13 protein-coding genes are annotated in these 14,316 nt (G+C 58.8%); 5 read left to right on the forward strand and 8 right to left on the reverse strand.

Features of this window, described 5'->3' with window-relative positions:
• Positions 1-7 precede the first annotated feature (7 nt).
• Together ybjG and deoR are read left to right on the forward strand one after the other, a co-directional pair.
• Entirely contained in the window at positions 8-616 is a 609-nt protein-coding gene (ybjG, locus tag AC3WS9_RS14730; RefSeq protein WP_282492308.1) for an undecaprenyl-diphosphate phosphatase, read from the forward strand.
• Between the two features lie 67 nt (positions 617-683).
• Entirely contained in the window at positions 684-1,442 is a 759-nt protein-coding gene (deoR, locus tag AC3WS9_RS14735) for a DNA-binding transcriptional repressor DeoR (RefSeq protein ID WP_492489053.1), read from the forward strand.
• Between the two features lie 270 nt (positions 1,443-1,712).
• Here deoR and dacC read toward each other — a convergent pair whose 3' ends face one another.
• The gene (dacC, locus tag AC3WS9_RS14740; protein ID WP_095284222.1) at positions 1,713-2,915 is read right to left on the reverse strand and encodes a serine-type D-Ala-D-Ala carboxypeptidase; all 1,203 of its coding nucleotides are present in this window, start codon (positions 2,913-2,915) and stop codon (positions 1,713-1,715) included.
• Positions 2,916-3,173: 258 nt separating this feature from the next.
• On the opposite strand from dacC, the gene AC3WS9_RS14745 reads away from it, so the two are divergent.
• Positions 3,174-3,800, forward strand: coding sequence for a glutathione S-transferase family protein (locus tag AC3WS9_RS14745; RefSeq protein WP_492489055.1), 627 nt, complete (start codon positions 3,174-3,176; stop codon positions 3,798-3,800).
• Here the strand turns inward: AC3WS9_RS14745 and AC3WS9_RS14750 are convergent, their stop codons facing one another.
• The 7 genes from AC3WS9_RS14750 to iaaA form a co-directional block, all read right to left on the reverse strand.
• On the reverse strand, positions 3,801-4,919 hold the full coding sequence (locus AC3WS9_RS14750; protein ID WP_285145478.1) for a PQQ-dependent sugar dehydrogenase: 1,119 nt from the start codon (positions 4,917-4,919) through the stop codon (positions 3,801-3,803). It abuts the gene before it with no gap.
• Between the two features lie 108 nt (positions 4,920-5,027).
• Positions 5,028-5,411 carry a biofilm formation regulator BssR gene (gene bssR / locus AC3WS9_RS14755; protein WP_095281373.1) on the reverse strand — a complete coding sequence of 128 codons (384 nt, stop codon included), beginning with the start codon at positions 5,409-5,411 and terminating at the stop codon, positions 5,028-5,030.
• A 179-nt stretch (positions 5,412-5,590) separates the two neighbouring features.
• Entirely contained in the window at positions 5,591-6,502 is a 912-nt protein-coding gene (gene gsiD / locus AC3WS9_RS14760) for a glutathione ABC transporter permease GsiD (RefSeq protein ID WP_282492303.1), read from the reverse strand.
• A 1-nt stretch (position 6,503) separates the two neighbouring features.
• Positions 6,504-7,424 (reverse strand): glutathione ABC transporter permease GsiC, encoded by a 921-nt coding sequence (gene gsiC, locus AC3WS9_RS14765; RefSeq protein ID WP_285155604.1) that lies wholly within the window; start codon positions 7,422-7,424, stop codon positions 6,504-6,506.
• A 48-nt stretch (positions 7,425-7,472) separates the two neighbouring features.
• Positions 7,473-9,011, reverse strand: a complete 1,539-nt coding sequence (gene gsiB / locus AC3WS9_RS14770) for a glutathione ABC transporter substrate-binding protein GsiB (protein WP_285155603.1) — start codon at positions 9,009-9,011, stop codon at positions 7,473-7,475.
• Between the two features lie 33 nt (positions 9,012-9,044).
• Positions 9,045-10,910 carry a glutathione ABC transporter ATP-binding protein GsiA gene (gene gsiA, locus AC3WS9_RS14775; protein ID WP_492489058.1) on the reverse strand — a complete coding sequence of 622 codons (1,866 nt, stop codon included), beginning with the start codon at positions 10,908-10,910 and terminating at the stop codon, positions 9,045-9,047.
• A gap of 11 nt (positions 10,911-10,921) precedes the next feature.
• Entirely contained in the window at positions 10,922-11,860 is a 939-nt protein-coding gene (iaaA, locus tag AC3WS9_RS14780) for a beta-aspartyl-peptidase (RefSeq protein WP_282492300.1), read from the reverse strand.
• A gap of 189 nt (positions 11,861-12,049) precedes the next feature.
• Between iaaA and moeA the strand changes: the two genes are divergently transcribed.
• Both moeA and moeB read left to right on the forward strand, forming a co-directional pair.
• Positions 12,050-13,282 (forward strand): molybdopterin molybdotransferase MoeA, encoded by a 1,233-nt coding sequence (gene moeA / locus AC3WS9_RS14785; RefSeq protein WP_492489060.1) that lies wholly within the window; start codon positions 12,050-12,052, stop codon positions 13,280-13,282.
• Between the two features lies 1 nt (position 13,283).
• Positions 13,284-14,036 (forward strand): molybdopterin-synthase adenylyltransferase MoeB, encoded by a 753-nt coding sequence (gene moeB, locus AC3WS9_RS14790; protein WP_492489062.1) that lies wholly within the window; start codon positions 13,284-13,286, stop codon positions 14,034-14,036.
• The last annotated feature ends 280 nt before the right edge of the window (positions 14,037-14,316 follow it).

The following is a 14,316-nucleotide window of genomic DNA, read 5'->3' on the forward strand; positions in this document are numbered from 1 at the left end:
TGATGGAATGTTAGAGAATCTCAATTACGGACTGTTTTATCTGATTAATGCCACCCCGGCGTCACCGGAGTGGATGATTATCTTTGCCAAATTTGTCGCCAAAGATCTGATTAACATCGTGCCCCTGCTCATCGCGATCCTCTGGCTGTGGGGTCCGCGCACGCAGGTCAGCGCCCAGCGCCAGCTGGTGATTAAGATTGCGATGGCCCTGGCGGTGAGCATGACCGCCTCCTGGACGCTGGGACATCTGTTCCCGCACGACCGTCCGTTTGTCGACCATATCGGTTCAAACTTCCTGCACCACGCGGCAGATGACTCCTTCCCAAGCGATCACGGCACGGTGATTTTCACCTTCGCGCTGGCGTTCCTGTTCTGGCATCGCGTCTGGTCGGGCGTGGTGTTGATGGTTATCGCCCTTGGCATCGCCTGGTCGCGCGTTTACCTCGGCGTCCACTGGCCGCTGGATATGCTGGGCGGATTGCTGGTTGGTTTTATGGGCTGTCTGACGGCGCAAATCCTGTGGAATATCATGGGCCAGCAGATTTATCGCGGGCTGCAGCGGGTTTACCGCGTCTGCTTCGCCCTGCCCATCCGCAAGGGCTGGATACGTGACTAATCCCGGTCCGACAGGTTACACTTGAACCCCCACATTGTGGGGGTTCACTTTTTCGCCCCGAGGATCTATGGAAACACGACGCGACGACCGCATCTCCCAGCTGCTGCACGCCCTGAAGCGCAGCGATAAGCTGCATCTCAAAGAAGCCGCCACCCTGCTCGGCGTTTCCGAGATGACCATCCGTCGCGACCTGAACAGCGAAAGTGCCCCGGTAGTGCTGCTCGGCGGTTATATCGTGCTGGAGCCGCGCAGCGGCAGCCATTATCTGCTGAGCGATCAAAAAACCCGCCTGGTCGAGGAGAAACGCAAAGCCGCGCGGCTGGCCGCTTCCCTTGTGCAACCGCATCAGACCCTGTTTTTCGACTGCGGGACGACCACGCCGTGGATTATCGAAGCCATCGATAACACGCTGCCGTTCACAGCGGTGTGCTACTCCCTGAATACTTTTCTGGCGCTTCAGGAGAAACCTGAGTGTCGGGTGATCCTCTGCGGCGGCGAGTTTCACGCCAGCAACGCCATTTTCAAACCGTTGAATTTGCAGGATACGCTCAGCAATCTGTGTCCGGATATCGCCTTTTACTCGGCAGCGGGCGTGAGCGTGCGTCAGGGTGCGACCTGTTTTAATCTCGAAGAGTTGACGGTGAAGCACTGGGCGATGAACGCCGCGCAGTATCATGTGCTGGTGGTGGATCACAGCAAGTTTGGCAAAGTCCGTCCGGCACGGATGGGTGAGCTGGCGCGTTTTGACACGATTGTGAGCGACTGTAAGCCGGATGACGAGCTGGTCGCCCATGCGAAAGCGCAGCAGATTAAGTTGATGTATTGAGTGCGGTTTTGCCGGGTGGCGCTCACGCTTACCCGGCCTACGAAACCGGATTCAATTGATGCAATGTGCACGGGTTTTGCCGGGTGGCGCTTACGCTTACCCGGCCTACGAAACCGGATTACATTGATGCAATGTGCGCGGGTTTTGCCGGGTGGCGGCTACGCCTTACCCGGCCTACAAAACCGGATTTAAATTGATGCAATGTGCGCGGGTTTTGTAGGCCCGTGCAAGCGAAGCGCCGCCGGGCATGGCAGACGGCGCTGAAATCACTTAAAACCAACCGCCAAACCACGAGTGGAATTTCATCATCACGAAGTCCCACATCCGGCTAAAGAACCCGCCCTCTTCTATCGCTTCCATCACGATCAGCGGGCGCTGCTCGATGGATTTGCCGTTCAGCTGGAAATCAATCGTCCCGACAACCTGGCCCTTTTTCAGCGGCGCGGTGAGCTGCGGATCGGTCAGCGTGTAGCTCGCTTTCAGGTTTTTCAGCTGTCCGCGCGGAATCGTTACAGAACCGGCTTCACCCGCGCCCAGATTCACTTCGCTCTTATCGCCAAACCAGACGCGCTGGCTGATGAAGGTCGCATCAGGCTTAATCGGCGTCACCGTTTCAAAGAAGCGGAAGCCCCAGGTCAGCAGTTTTTCAGATTCGTTAAAGCGGATACGGTCAGTTTTGGTCCCCAGCACCACGGAGATCAGACGCATATCGCCCTGGGTCGCAGAAGCCACCAGGTTATAGCCCGCGCCCGCGGTGGTCCCGGTTTTCATCCCGTCCACGTTCACGTTGCTGCTCCACAGCAGACGGTTGCGGTTCGGCTGGCGGATCTTGTTGAAAGTAAACTCTTTCTCTTTGTGAATAGCGTACTCATCCGGCACGTCGTGGATCAGCGCTTTGCCCAGCAGCGCCATATCGCGCGCGGTACTGAACTGCCCCGGCGCGTCCAGGCCGTGAACGGTTTTGAAGGTGGTTTTGGTCAGACCCAGCTTTTGCGCGTAGCCATTCATCAGGCCGATAAAGGAGTCCTGGCTCCCGGCGACATAATCCGCCAGCGCGATACAGGCATCATTACCCGACTGAATAATCACCCCTTTATTCAGATCCGATACGGAAACCTGGTCCCCCGGTTTCAGGAACATCACGGAAGATCCGCGCAGCGCCGGGTTGCCGGTGGCCCAGGCGTCTTTGCCGATGGTCACCATATCGTCGAGCTTAATTTTGTTGGCTTTGAGCGCCTGCCCGACCACGTAGCTGGTCATGATCTTGGTCAGACTCGCTGGATCGAGCTGTTCGTCGGCGTTGCCTTCGGCCAGCACTTTGCCGCTGGCGTAATCCATCAGGATCCACGCGCGCGCGTCGACCGGCGGCGCTTCAGGGGCCGCGGCTTCCGCTGCATACAGGGTTGGAGAAAACAGGAAAAGCAGTGCGGAGCCTGCTGCGAGGCTTCGCAGAGAAGAAGTTTTATGCGTCATAAATGCCACCCGAGTGTCCTTTCTAAAAAATCACGTCACATCACCGTGTCGCAAGAAGCGATGAGTAATAACGTACTAATGAGTCTAAAGAAACCTAAACCAGGTAAAGTTTTTAAAGTTTACGCAATAACGGGCCGGGGCGCTGTTCCTGATGCGATTTTTTTGTCTTCTGTTGCGTAAATGTTAGGTTTATCTCACCATGTGAAACCGCAGGCTTTGATTCACCACTCAGGTTATTTCACTCATTCAGGAGTCAATATGATTACGCTGTGGGGCAGGAACAATTCAACCAACGTCAAGAAAGTGCTGTGGACGCTGGAAGAGCTGGATTTACCGTTTAACCAGATCATGGCCGGTCTGCAGTTTGGCGTGAACAAAGACGCCGAGTATCTGGCGATGAACCCGAACGGACTGGTGCCGCTGTTACGCGACGATGAAACCGATTTAACCCTGTGGGAATCCAACGCCATCGTGCGTTATCTGGCGGCGCAGTACGGGCAAAATCGCCTGTGGGTGGATAATCCTGCCCGTCGCGCCGAAGGGGAAAAATGGATGGACTGGGCGAACCAGACGCTTTCTGTGGCACACCGTCCGATCCTGATGGGACTGGTCAGAACCCCGGAAGCCGAGCGCGATTACGCCGCCATCAACGCCGGGAAAGAGGCCTGCGAGAAAATGTTTGCGCTGCTGGGCGATGCCCTGGCGAATCAGCCGTGGCTCTCGGGCAGCGCGTTTGGTGTGGGCGATATCGCCGTCGGACCATTTATCTGGAACCTGACCAACGTCGGGCTGGAGTGGCAATCGCATCCGAACCTGGAGCGCTGGGTCGCGCAGCTTAAAGAGCGCCCGGCCTTCCAGAAAGCGGTGATGATCCCGGTCAGCTAATCAGGCCCCGGACGGGCTGACTTTTAGCAGTTGCCCGTCCGATTCGTCGGTCAGCACGTACAGATAACCATCCGGCCCGACGCGCACATCGCGAACGCGGTTGCCTCTATCCCCCAGAATCCGCCCGTCCTCCGTCACCTTATCGCCGTTCACGCTCAGGACAATCACGTCCTTCTCTTTCAGCGCGCCGACAAACAGTTTGTTTTTCCACTGCGGGAAAACGTCGCTGTTGTAGAACGCCATCCCGCTCACCGCGGGCGAGACTTTCCAGACGAACAGCGGCGGCTCGGTGCCTTCGACGTGCTCGCCTTTGGCTTCCGGAATTTTCAGGCCGCTGTAGTTGATGCCGTGCGTCGCCAGCGGCCAGCCGTAGTTTTTGCCTTTTTCAGGAATGTTGATCTCATCCCCGCCGCGCGGGCCGTGCTCGTTGAGCCATAGCACGTCGGTCCAGGGGTTCATCGCCATGCCCTGCGGATTGCGAATGCCGTAAGACCAGATTTCCGGGCGCGCGCCCGCTTTATCGACGAACGGATTGTCCGCCGGAACTTTGCCCTGATCCGTCAGGCGCACCACTTTGCCCTGGAGTTTATCCAGATCCTGCGCCGTCGGGCGCTGGTTGTTCTCACCCAGCCCGATAAAGAGATAGCCTTTACCGTCAAAGACCAGCCGTCCGCCGAAGTGATTGCCCGTTGAGAGTTTCGGCATCTGGCGGAACACCACCTGGAAGGCTTCGACGCGCGACAGATCGTCGCTCAGGCGGCCATATCCCACCGCAGTGCCCGCTTTCCCGTCATTGCCGACTTCGGCGTAGCTCAGCCAGATGCGGCGCGATTTTTCAAAATCCGGGGCCAGCACCACGTCAAACAGCCCGCCCTGTCCGCTGTCCCAGACTTTCGGGATGCCGACAATCGGATCCGACAGCCCTTTCCCCGCCTGCCAGTGCTTGAGCTGCCCACCCCGCAGCGTTATCAGCATCCCCTGGTTATCTGGCAAAAAGGCCAGCGACCAGGGGTGATCGAGTTTGGTTTGCAGCACATCGACCTTAACGGCTGCGGGCGCGGCCATCACCGAAGCAGAGAGGAATACAAGCGAGAGAGGAATCAGCGAAGATCGGCGCATTACGCACTCCTTTTTTCGACGTTTGGCATAAAGAGTAGCCAGGTCGTTCGGGCGCGTGAGCACTTTTACAAAAGCTTAAGCAGAAGGGGGAGTCGCCTCCCCCGAGATTTAGTGCTGATGGAGCGCGGCATGCTCTTTCAGGCACATAATGCAGAGAGTCAGTGTCGTCAGGCAGTGTTCGAGTTTCTCTGCGCTGACGGCGACAAACGTTGGACAATCATGGTGTCCGGTCATCAGGCATACGGCAGCTTTGGACAACGCGTCAGCCGCGCGTTGCAGGACAAGCTGTTCATCAGCGTCGTAGTGATCCCGCAGGATCGGCGCTTTTTCACGCATGTAGTCACACAGTTCAAAACAATTATCACGCAGATGGTCGCTTTCGCTGACTGACATGTACCCTTTTGCCATCCTTAACTGCAGGTATGCCGCAAGGTCAATCCGGGCATTGATCAGCTTGTTCAGAAGATCGCGTTTCAGTCTGTCAACGGACATGCTATTTCCTCCCTTGTCAGCCATTGTGCAGGATCAGAATAAGCTCATTTTTTGTACAGAATAATGCGGCAGGTCAATAAATCGAAACTAATTAACATCATTTACAATGTAACAACTTTCCTGGCGCCAGGGCCGTAGGCCGGGTAAGGCGCAGCCGCCACCCGGCACTTTCCGCGACATTATCCCTTAATCTTCGGATCCAGCGCGTCGCGCAAACCATCCCCTAACAGGTTAAACGCCAGCACCGTGAAGAAGATCGCCAGGCTCGGGAAGATTGCTACGTGCGGCGCAATCACCATATCGGCCCGTGCTTCGTTGAGCATCGCGCCCCATTCCGGTGTGGGCGGCTGTGCGCCTAATCCCAGAAACGACAGGCTCGCCGCCGAGATGATCGACACGCCGATACGCATGGTGAAATAGACCACAATCGAGGAGACCGTGCCGGGCAGAATATGGTTGAACAGGATGGTCGCATCGCTGGCACCGATACTGCGCGCCGACTCGATAAACGTCTGCTGTTTCAGCACCAGCGTATTGCCGCGCACCAGGCGGGCAAACGCCGGAATGGAAAACACCGCCACGGCGATAATCACGTTCGCCATCCCGCTGCCCATGATCGCCACCACCGCGATCGCCAGCAAAATACCAGGAAAGGCAAACAGCACGTCGCAGATGCGCATGATAATGCGGTCCCACCAGCCTTCGTAAAAACCGGCCAGCAATCCTAGCACCGTGCCAATCGCTGCGCCGATCAGCACCGCGAACACGCCCGCCGCCAGCGAGATTTGTGCGCCCACCAGTACGCGGCTAAAGATATCGCGTCCCAGGGAATCCACGCCAAACCAGTGCATCATCGACGGGCCATCGTTCAGCCGGTCGTAGTCGAAGTAATTCTCGGCATCGAACGGCGTGATCCACGGCGCCAGAATCGCCACCAGGATCAGCAGCAGAACGAACAATCCGGCGGTCATTGCCACCGGCTGACGGCGGAACCGACGCCAGAACTCCAGCCACGGCGTGCGGATATGGTCCGGTTTTAACCCCGGCATGGCCTGCAAAATGGCCTGACGACGCCAGTTAAACAATCGCATCTTACTTGTACCTGATAGCCGGGTTAATGGCGGCGTAGAGCACATCCACCACTAAGTTGATAAGAATAAACTCCAGTGAAAACAGCAGCACTTCTGCCTGAATCACCGGATAGTCGCGCATGTCGACGGAGTCGACCAGCAGACGACCGAGCCCCGGCCAGTTAAAGACCTTCTCCACCACAATCGAACCGCCGAGCAAAAAACCAAACTGCAGGCCCATCATCGTGACGACCGGAATCATCGAGTTGCGCAGGCCGTGTTTGAGGATCACCCACTTCTCGCTCACCCCTTTGGCCCGCGCGGTACGCATGTAGTCTTCACTCAGCACATCGACGAACGACGCGCGGGTAAAGCGCGCCATCACCGCAGCCACCGCCGCGCCTAAGGTCAGCGACGGCAGGATGTAGTGCTTCCAGGTATCCGCCCCCACCGTCGGCAGCCAGCCCAGTTCGACGGAGAAAATCTGCATCAGCAGCATCCCCAGTGCAAAGGCCGGGAACGAAATCCCGGTGACGGCCAGCGCCATGCCCAGCTTATCCGGCCAGCGATTGCGCCAGACGGCGGCGATAATCCCCGCCGCCAGCCCGAAGATCATTGCCCAGCACATACTGGCAATCGTCAGCCAGAAGGTCGGCATAAAGCGGCTGGCGATCTCCTCGGAGACCGGACGGCGCGACACCATCGAAATACCGAAATCGCCCTGCAACACGTTGGTGATGTAGTGCCAGAACTGCACATACAGCGGCCGGTCGAGACCCAGTTGCTTGCGCACCATCTCAATGACCGTCGAATCCGCCTCCGGCCCGGCGATGAGCCGCGCCGGATCGCCGGGGAGCATATGGACAAACAAAAACACCAGCACCGCCACAATCAGCAGCGTGGGGATTAAGCCCAGCAGGCGTTTAAAAACATAATTCAGCATGCCTTTCCCTCTCATCCCGCAGACCATCGCCCGCGGGAATGAGTTCTGTTATTTCAAATCCGCGTCATCGAAGCTGAAGCCCGTATCCGGCATGATGTAGAACCCGGTCAGCGCCTTGTTATGTGCGGAGACCAGTTTTTCGACCACCAGCGGTACCCACGGCGACTCTTTCCACAGGGTATCCTGCGCATCCTTGTACAGACGCTCTTTCTCGTCGGTTTTGGTGGTTTTCAGGGCGTCCGTCAGATCTTTGTCCACCTGCGGATTGCTGTAGAACGCGGTGTTGAACTGCGTCGGCGGCCAGTTCTGCGAGGCAAACAGCGGCGACAGCGCCCAGTCGGCTTCACCCGTCGAGGCGGTCCAGCCGGTGTAGAACATTCTCACGCCGCTCTCTTTCTGCCCTTTGCCTTCGACTTCGGCGGCGCGCTGGCCGGCGTCCATCGCCGTCAGTTGCACTTTGATGCCCACCTGCGCCAGCTGCTGCTGGGTGAACTGCAGCACTTTCTGCGCGGTGCTGTGATTGTGCGAAGACCAGAGCGTGGTGCTAAAGCCGTTCGGGAAGCCCGCCTCTTTCAGCAATTCGCGCGCTTTCGCGGGATCATAAGGCCACGGCTTGTAGGTCTGGGCGTAGGCAATTGACGGCGGGACGATACCCGTCGCCGGAGTCGCGTAGCCCGCAAAGGCCACCTTCACCAGCGCCTGACGGTTAATAGCGTAGTTGATCGCCTCACGCACTTTCGGGTTATCAAACGGCTTTTGCGTGACGTTCATGCTGATGTAGCGCTGCATGATCGACGGGCTGGCGACCAGCTCCAGCTTGCTGTTTTTTTCCAGAATCGCGGCCTGCTCGTAAGGGATCGGGAAGGCAAACTGCGCTTCGCCGGTTTGCAGCATCGCCGCGCGGGAGTTGTTATCGACCACCGGACGCCAGGTGATGGTGTCCAGCTTCGGCAACCCTTTCTGCCAGTAACCGGCGAATTTCTTCACCTTCACAAAATCGGTCTGATTCCAGGTCACCAGCTCGTACGGCCCGGTGCCGACCGGGTGGAAGCCAATCTCTTTGCCGTATTTTTTCAGCGCTTCCGGGGAGATCATCGCCGTCGCCGGGTGCGCCAGAATATTGATAAACGCCGAGAACGGCTCTTTCAGGGTGATTTTCACCGTGGTCGGATCGACCGCTTCGGTGCTGGCGATGTTTTTATACAGGTTATAGCGCTTGAGGCTGTTTTCTTTATCGCTGGCGCGATCGAGGTTCACCTTCACCGCCTCGGCGTTGAAATCGGTCCCGTCCTGGAACTTGACGCCGCTGCGCAGTTTGATGGTGTAGACCAGGCCGTCATCGGAGACGGTATAGCTTTCGGCAAGCACGTTTTTCAGCTTCATCTCTTTATCAAGGCCGAACAGCCCCTGATAGAAGGATTTCGCCACCGCCTGCGACAGCGTGTCGTTGGCGTCATACGGGTCCAGCGTGGTGAAGTTGGACGCCACGGCGACCACCACATCTTTGGCCGCAAACGCGGGCGTTGCAGCCAGCGCGGCCGTCACGCTCGCGGCTAACAGCCATGAATGAGCAACAAATTTTGTCATTGTATTCTCCTGTTGTTCCCTGTCTGTCAAAGGCTATAAGCGTGAAAATGCATTGTGTTGATGCGGCGGGGCCACAAAGTGACCGGGGCCGACTTCGCGCAGAACCACACGCTCCGTCGCTTCGCCGCGTTTACGGATATTGCCCGGCATCTCATCCTGCAACAGCACGCGCTGGCCGTGGCGATGCGCGGGATCGGCCACCGGAACGGCGGCCATCAGCTTGCGGGTATACGGATGCTGCGGGTTTTCAAACACCGCGCGACGCGGGCCGATCTCGACGATCTGCCCCATGTACATCACCGCCACACGATGGCTGATGCGCTCGACCACCGCCATGTCGTGGGAGATAAACAAAAACGCGATGCCCAGCTCGCGCTGAAGATCGAGCAGTAAGTTGATGATTTGCGCGCGGATGGAGACATCCAGCGCCGAGACGGATTCGTCGGCGATCACCACTTTCGGGTTGAGGGCCAGCGCGCGGGCAATGCAGATGCGCTGACGCTGCCCGCCGGAAAACTCGTGCGGATAACGCCAGGCATGTTCCGGCTTCAACCCCACGCGTTCCAGTAACCAGGCGACGCGCCGCTGCCCCTCTTCGCCTTTCAGCAGGCCATGCACCCGCAATGGCTCCATGATCGAGTAACCGACCGTCTGGCGCGGATCGAGAGACGCATACGGGTCCTGGAAGATAAACTGAATATCCCGGCGCAGGGGCTGCAATTTACTGACGGGCAAGGTGTCGATGCGCTCGCCGTTAAAGGTAATGCTTCCCTCCTGGGACTCCACCAGCCTGAGCAGCGCCCGCCCGGTGGTCGATTTTCCGCAGCCGGATTCGCCCACCAGCGCCAGGGTTTCGCCCGGCCAGAGATCAAAACTGACGTTTTCAACGGCGTGCACTTCGCGCTTCACGCGGTTGAGCAGCCCGCCGCGCAGCGGGAATCGGGTGACCAGATCGCGCACCTTAAGAATCGGCTCGCCCGGTACCACTGTATCCTGTTCGGTTTCCGCACTTTGCGCCACGCCTGGCGAAATCAGCGGGAAACGGCGCGGCAAATCGGTGCCGTTCATCGCACCTAATCGCGGAACCGCCGCCAGCAGCGCTTTGGTGTAAGGGTGTTCCGGGGCGTGGAAAATCTGCTCCACGCTGCCGGTTTCAACGGCTTCGCCCTGATACATCACCAGCACCCGATCGGCAATATCGGCGACCACACCCATATCGTGGGTGATAAAAATCACCCCCATCTCCATCTCCTGCTGCAGCACTTTGATGAGCTGGAGGATCTGCGCCTGAATGGTCACATCCAGCGCGGTGGTCGGTTCGTCGGCAATCAGCACCGCCGGGCGGCACGACAGCGCCATGGCGATCATCACCCGCTGGCGCATCCCGCCCGAAAGTTGATGCGGATAGCGCCCGAGGATGGTCTGGGCTTCAGGAATGCGCACCAGTTCCAGCATGCGTTTGGCTTCCGCCAGCGCCTGCTCGCGGTTGAGCCCCTGATGCAGTCGGATGGATTCGGCGATCTGCTCGCCCACCGGGAACACCGGATTGAGCGAGGTCATCGGCTCCTGGAAAATCATCGCCATGTCCGCGCCGCGCACGCTCTGCATTTGCGACTGACTCAGTTCGGTAAGATCGATCACCTGCCGGTTGCGACGGCGCAACAGCAGGCTGTCGCAGTCGATGATCCCGCCCGCCTGTTCCAGCAGACGCATCAGCGACAGAGCGGTGACGGATTTCCCGGAGCCGGACTCACCGACAATCGCCAGCGTTTCGCCTCGCTTGAGAGAGAACGAAAGCTGTTTTACCGCCGGGACAGGCCGCCGCTCTTCCTGAAACGCGATGTTCAGGTTGTGGACGGCCAGAACTTCCCGGCTGTCCAGTTCGTTACTGTGCGGCACGCATAAACCCCTTATTCACGATAAATTCCCGTCGATGGCGCATCGCCGGCATAACCCCAGGCGCGATACATCCCTTCACTGTTAAACGGCAAGGCAACGTTGCCCTCGCGATCGACGGCAATCAGCCCGCCGCTGCCGCCGAGCGCCGGGAGTTTTTCCATCACCACGCGCTCGCAGGCCTCGGCGAGGCTTAAGTTGCCGTAATCCATCAATGCGGCGATGTCATACGCGGCGAGCGTGCGGATAAAGACTTCGCCGGTGCCGGTACAAGAGACCGCCACGCTGGCGTTATTGGCATAGCATCCCGCGCCCGGCAGAGGGCTGTCCCCTACCCGGCCCGGTAATTTGTTGGTCATACCGCCGGTCGAGGTGGCTGCCGCGAGGTTGCCCTCTTTATCCAGCGCCACCGCCCCGACGGTGCCCATTTTGGTGCTCTCATCCAGCGGTGCCGCGTGATCGAGCTGGGTGATCCCCGCGTCGCGCGCTTCCAATAATTGCTGATAACGCTCGGGCGTGGAGAACGTCTCCGCTGGGACTAATTCCATGCCGTGCTCCGCGGCAAACTGCTCCGCGCCTGCGCCCGTCATCAGGACGTGCGGGCTTTGCTCCATCACCAGCCGCGCCGCCAGAATCGGATTGCGCAGATGGCTGACACCCGCCACTGCGCCCGCTTTCAGGGTGTTGCCATCCATCACGCAGGCGTCCAGCTCGTGGGTTTCGTCGCGGGTAAAGACCGAACCAATGCCCGCGTTAAACAGCGGGCACTCCTCGAGCAAACGTACCGCCTCGGTGACGACATCCAGCGCGCTCTCGCCCGCCTCCAGCATCCGCTGGCCCGCTTCGACAATGGCAGATAGCGCGTCAACATAGCGAATTTCCTGCTCCGGACTCAGCTTCGCCCGGGTAATCGCCCCTGCGCCGCCGTGAATTGCGATTACCGCATTACCCATTTCATCACCTGTCAGCGTAAAGGCGCTGCTTTTCCTATAAATATCATTATCGTGGTCAGATCTTTCAGATGAATTTTGAATATAGAAAGACGCAGAGGTGATGTAAAGACTACACCCTCCGTGTCATACAGTTAGAGGCACTTTTCTGTCATAATGCCCGCTTTCGTAGCTCACCCGCAGGAGTAACCCATGGATTTTACCGCCGGACTGATGCCGCTTGAAACGGCACTCGCACAGATGCTCGACCGAATCACCCCGCTGAAAGAGCATGAAACGCTACCTTTGCTGCGCGGCTTTGGGCGCGTTCTGGCGCGCGACGTGGTCTCTCCGCTGAACGTGCCGGGGTTTGATAACTCGGCGATGGACGGTTACGCGGTGCGCCTGGCGGATATTCAGGCGGGAAATGCCTTACCGGTTGCCGGAAAAGCTTTCGCCGGTCAGCCTTTCGCTGGCGAGTGGCCGCAGGGTTCGTGCATTCGCATCATGACCGGTGCGCCGGTGCCTGACGGGTGCGACGCGGTGGTGATGCAGGAAGAGACCGAACAGACCGACGCAGGCGTGCGCTTTACCGCCAGCGTCAAAGCAAATCAGAACATCCGCCGCGCCGGGGAAGATATCGCCCAGGGCGCGACCGTCTTCGCCGCCGGAACCAAATTGACGGTGGCGGAGCTGCCGGTGCTGGCATCGCTCGGCATTCCTGACATCGACGTTGTGCGCAAAGTGCGCGTCGCGGTCTTCTCCACCGGGGATGAACTGCAGCTGCCGGGCGAGGCGTTGCAGGCGGGGCAAATCTACGACACGAACCGTCTGGCCGTGCATCTGATGCTGGAGCAGGTGGGCTGCGAGATGATCAACCTTGGCATTATCCCGGACGATCCAGAAAAACTGCGCGCGGCCTTTATCGAAGCGGACAAATCCGCCGACGTGGTGGTCAGCTCCGGCGGCGTCTCCGTCGGCGAGGCGGACTACACCAAAACCATTCTCGACGAGCTGGGCGAAATTGGCTTCTGGAAGCTGGCGATCAAACCGGGCAAACCATTTGCCTTTGGCAAACTGGAACACAGCTGGTTCTGCGGCCTGCCGGGCAATCCGGTCTCGGCGGCTTTGACTTTTTATCAGCTGGTGCAGCCGCTGCTGGCGAAACTCTCCGGTGATAAAGCGTCGGGCCTGCCGGTGCGTCAGCGTGTGCGCGCTGCAACAAGGCTGAAGAAATCGCCGGGGCGCCTGGATTTCCAGCGCGGCATTCTGGCGCGTAACGCCGACGGCGAGCTGGAAGTGAGCACCACCGGGCATCAGGGTTCGCATATCTTTAGCTCGTTCAGCCAGGGCAACTGTTTCATCGTCCTGGAGCGTGAGCGCGGGAACGTCGAAGCCGGTGAGTGGGTTGAGGTTGAAGCCTTTAACCATCTGTTCGGAGGCTAAGATGGCGGTGGAGCTGAGCGACAAGGAGATGCTGCGCTATAACCGGCAGATCGTCCTGCGCGGGTTTGATTTCGACGGGCAGGAGGCGCTGAAAGCGGCGCACGTGCTGGTCGTCGGACTGGGTGGTTTAGGCTGCGCGGCGGCGCAATACCTGGCAGCGGCGGGCGTCGGCAATATGACGCTGCTGGATTTTGATACCGTGTCGGTGTCGAACTTACAGCGTCAGACGCTGCACAGTGACGCGACCGTCGGCGAGCCGAAAGTGGTTTCAGCGCGCGACGCGCTGGCGCGCATTAACCCCAACGTTCACTTTACCCTGATCGACGCGATGCTGGATGAGGCGGCGCTGTCCGCGCACATCGCGCAGCATGATATCGTGCTCGACTGCACCGACAACGTGACCGTGCGCAATCAGCTCAACGCGGGCTGTTTTGCCCATAAAACGCCGCTGATTTCCGGAGCGGCGATTCGTATGGAAGGACAGATCTCTGTCTTTACCTATGCGGACGGCGAGCCGTGCTATCGCTGTTTAAGCCGCTTGTTCGGCGAGAATGCCCTCACCTGCGTCGAAGCGGGTGTGATGGCGCCACTCGTGGGGGTGATCGGTTCATTGCAGGCGATGGAGGCGATTAAAGTGCTGACGCATTACGGCACGCCGGCCGCCGGGAAAATCGTGATGTACGACGCGATGACCTGTCAGTTTCGGGAGATGAAGTTGATGCGCAATTCGGGGTGCGATGTCTGTCATTCATAAAAAAAGCCGGGTGGCGGCTTCGCCTTACCCGGCCTACAAAAACTTTCGGACCCGTAGGCCGGATAAGCGTTAGCGCCATCCGGCCAACAAAAACCTTCGGCCCCGTAGGCCGGATAAGCGTTAGCGCCATCCGGCCAACAAAAACCTTCGGGCCCGTAGGCCGGATAAGCGTTAGCGCCATCCAACCAACAAAAACCTTCGGACCCGTAGGCCGGATAAGCGTTAGCGCCATCCGGCCAACAAAAACCTTCGGACCCGTAGGCCGGATAAGCGTTAGCGC

The organism is Lelliottia sp. EB106-05-01-XG201 (assembly GCF_058791735.1).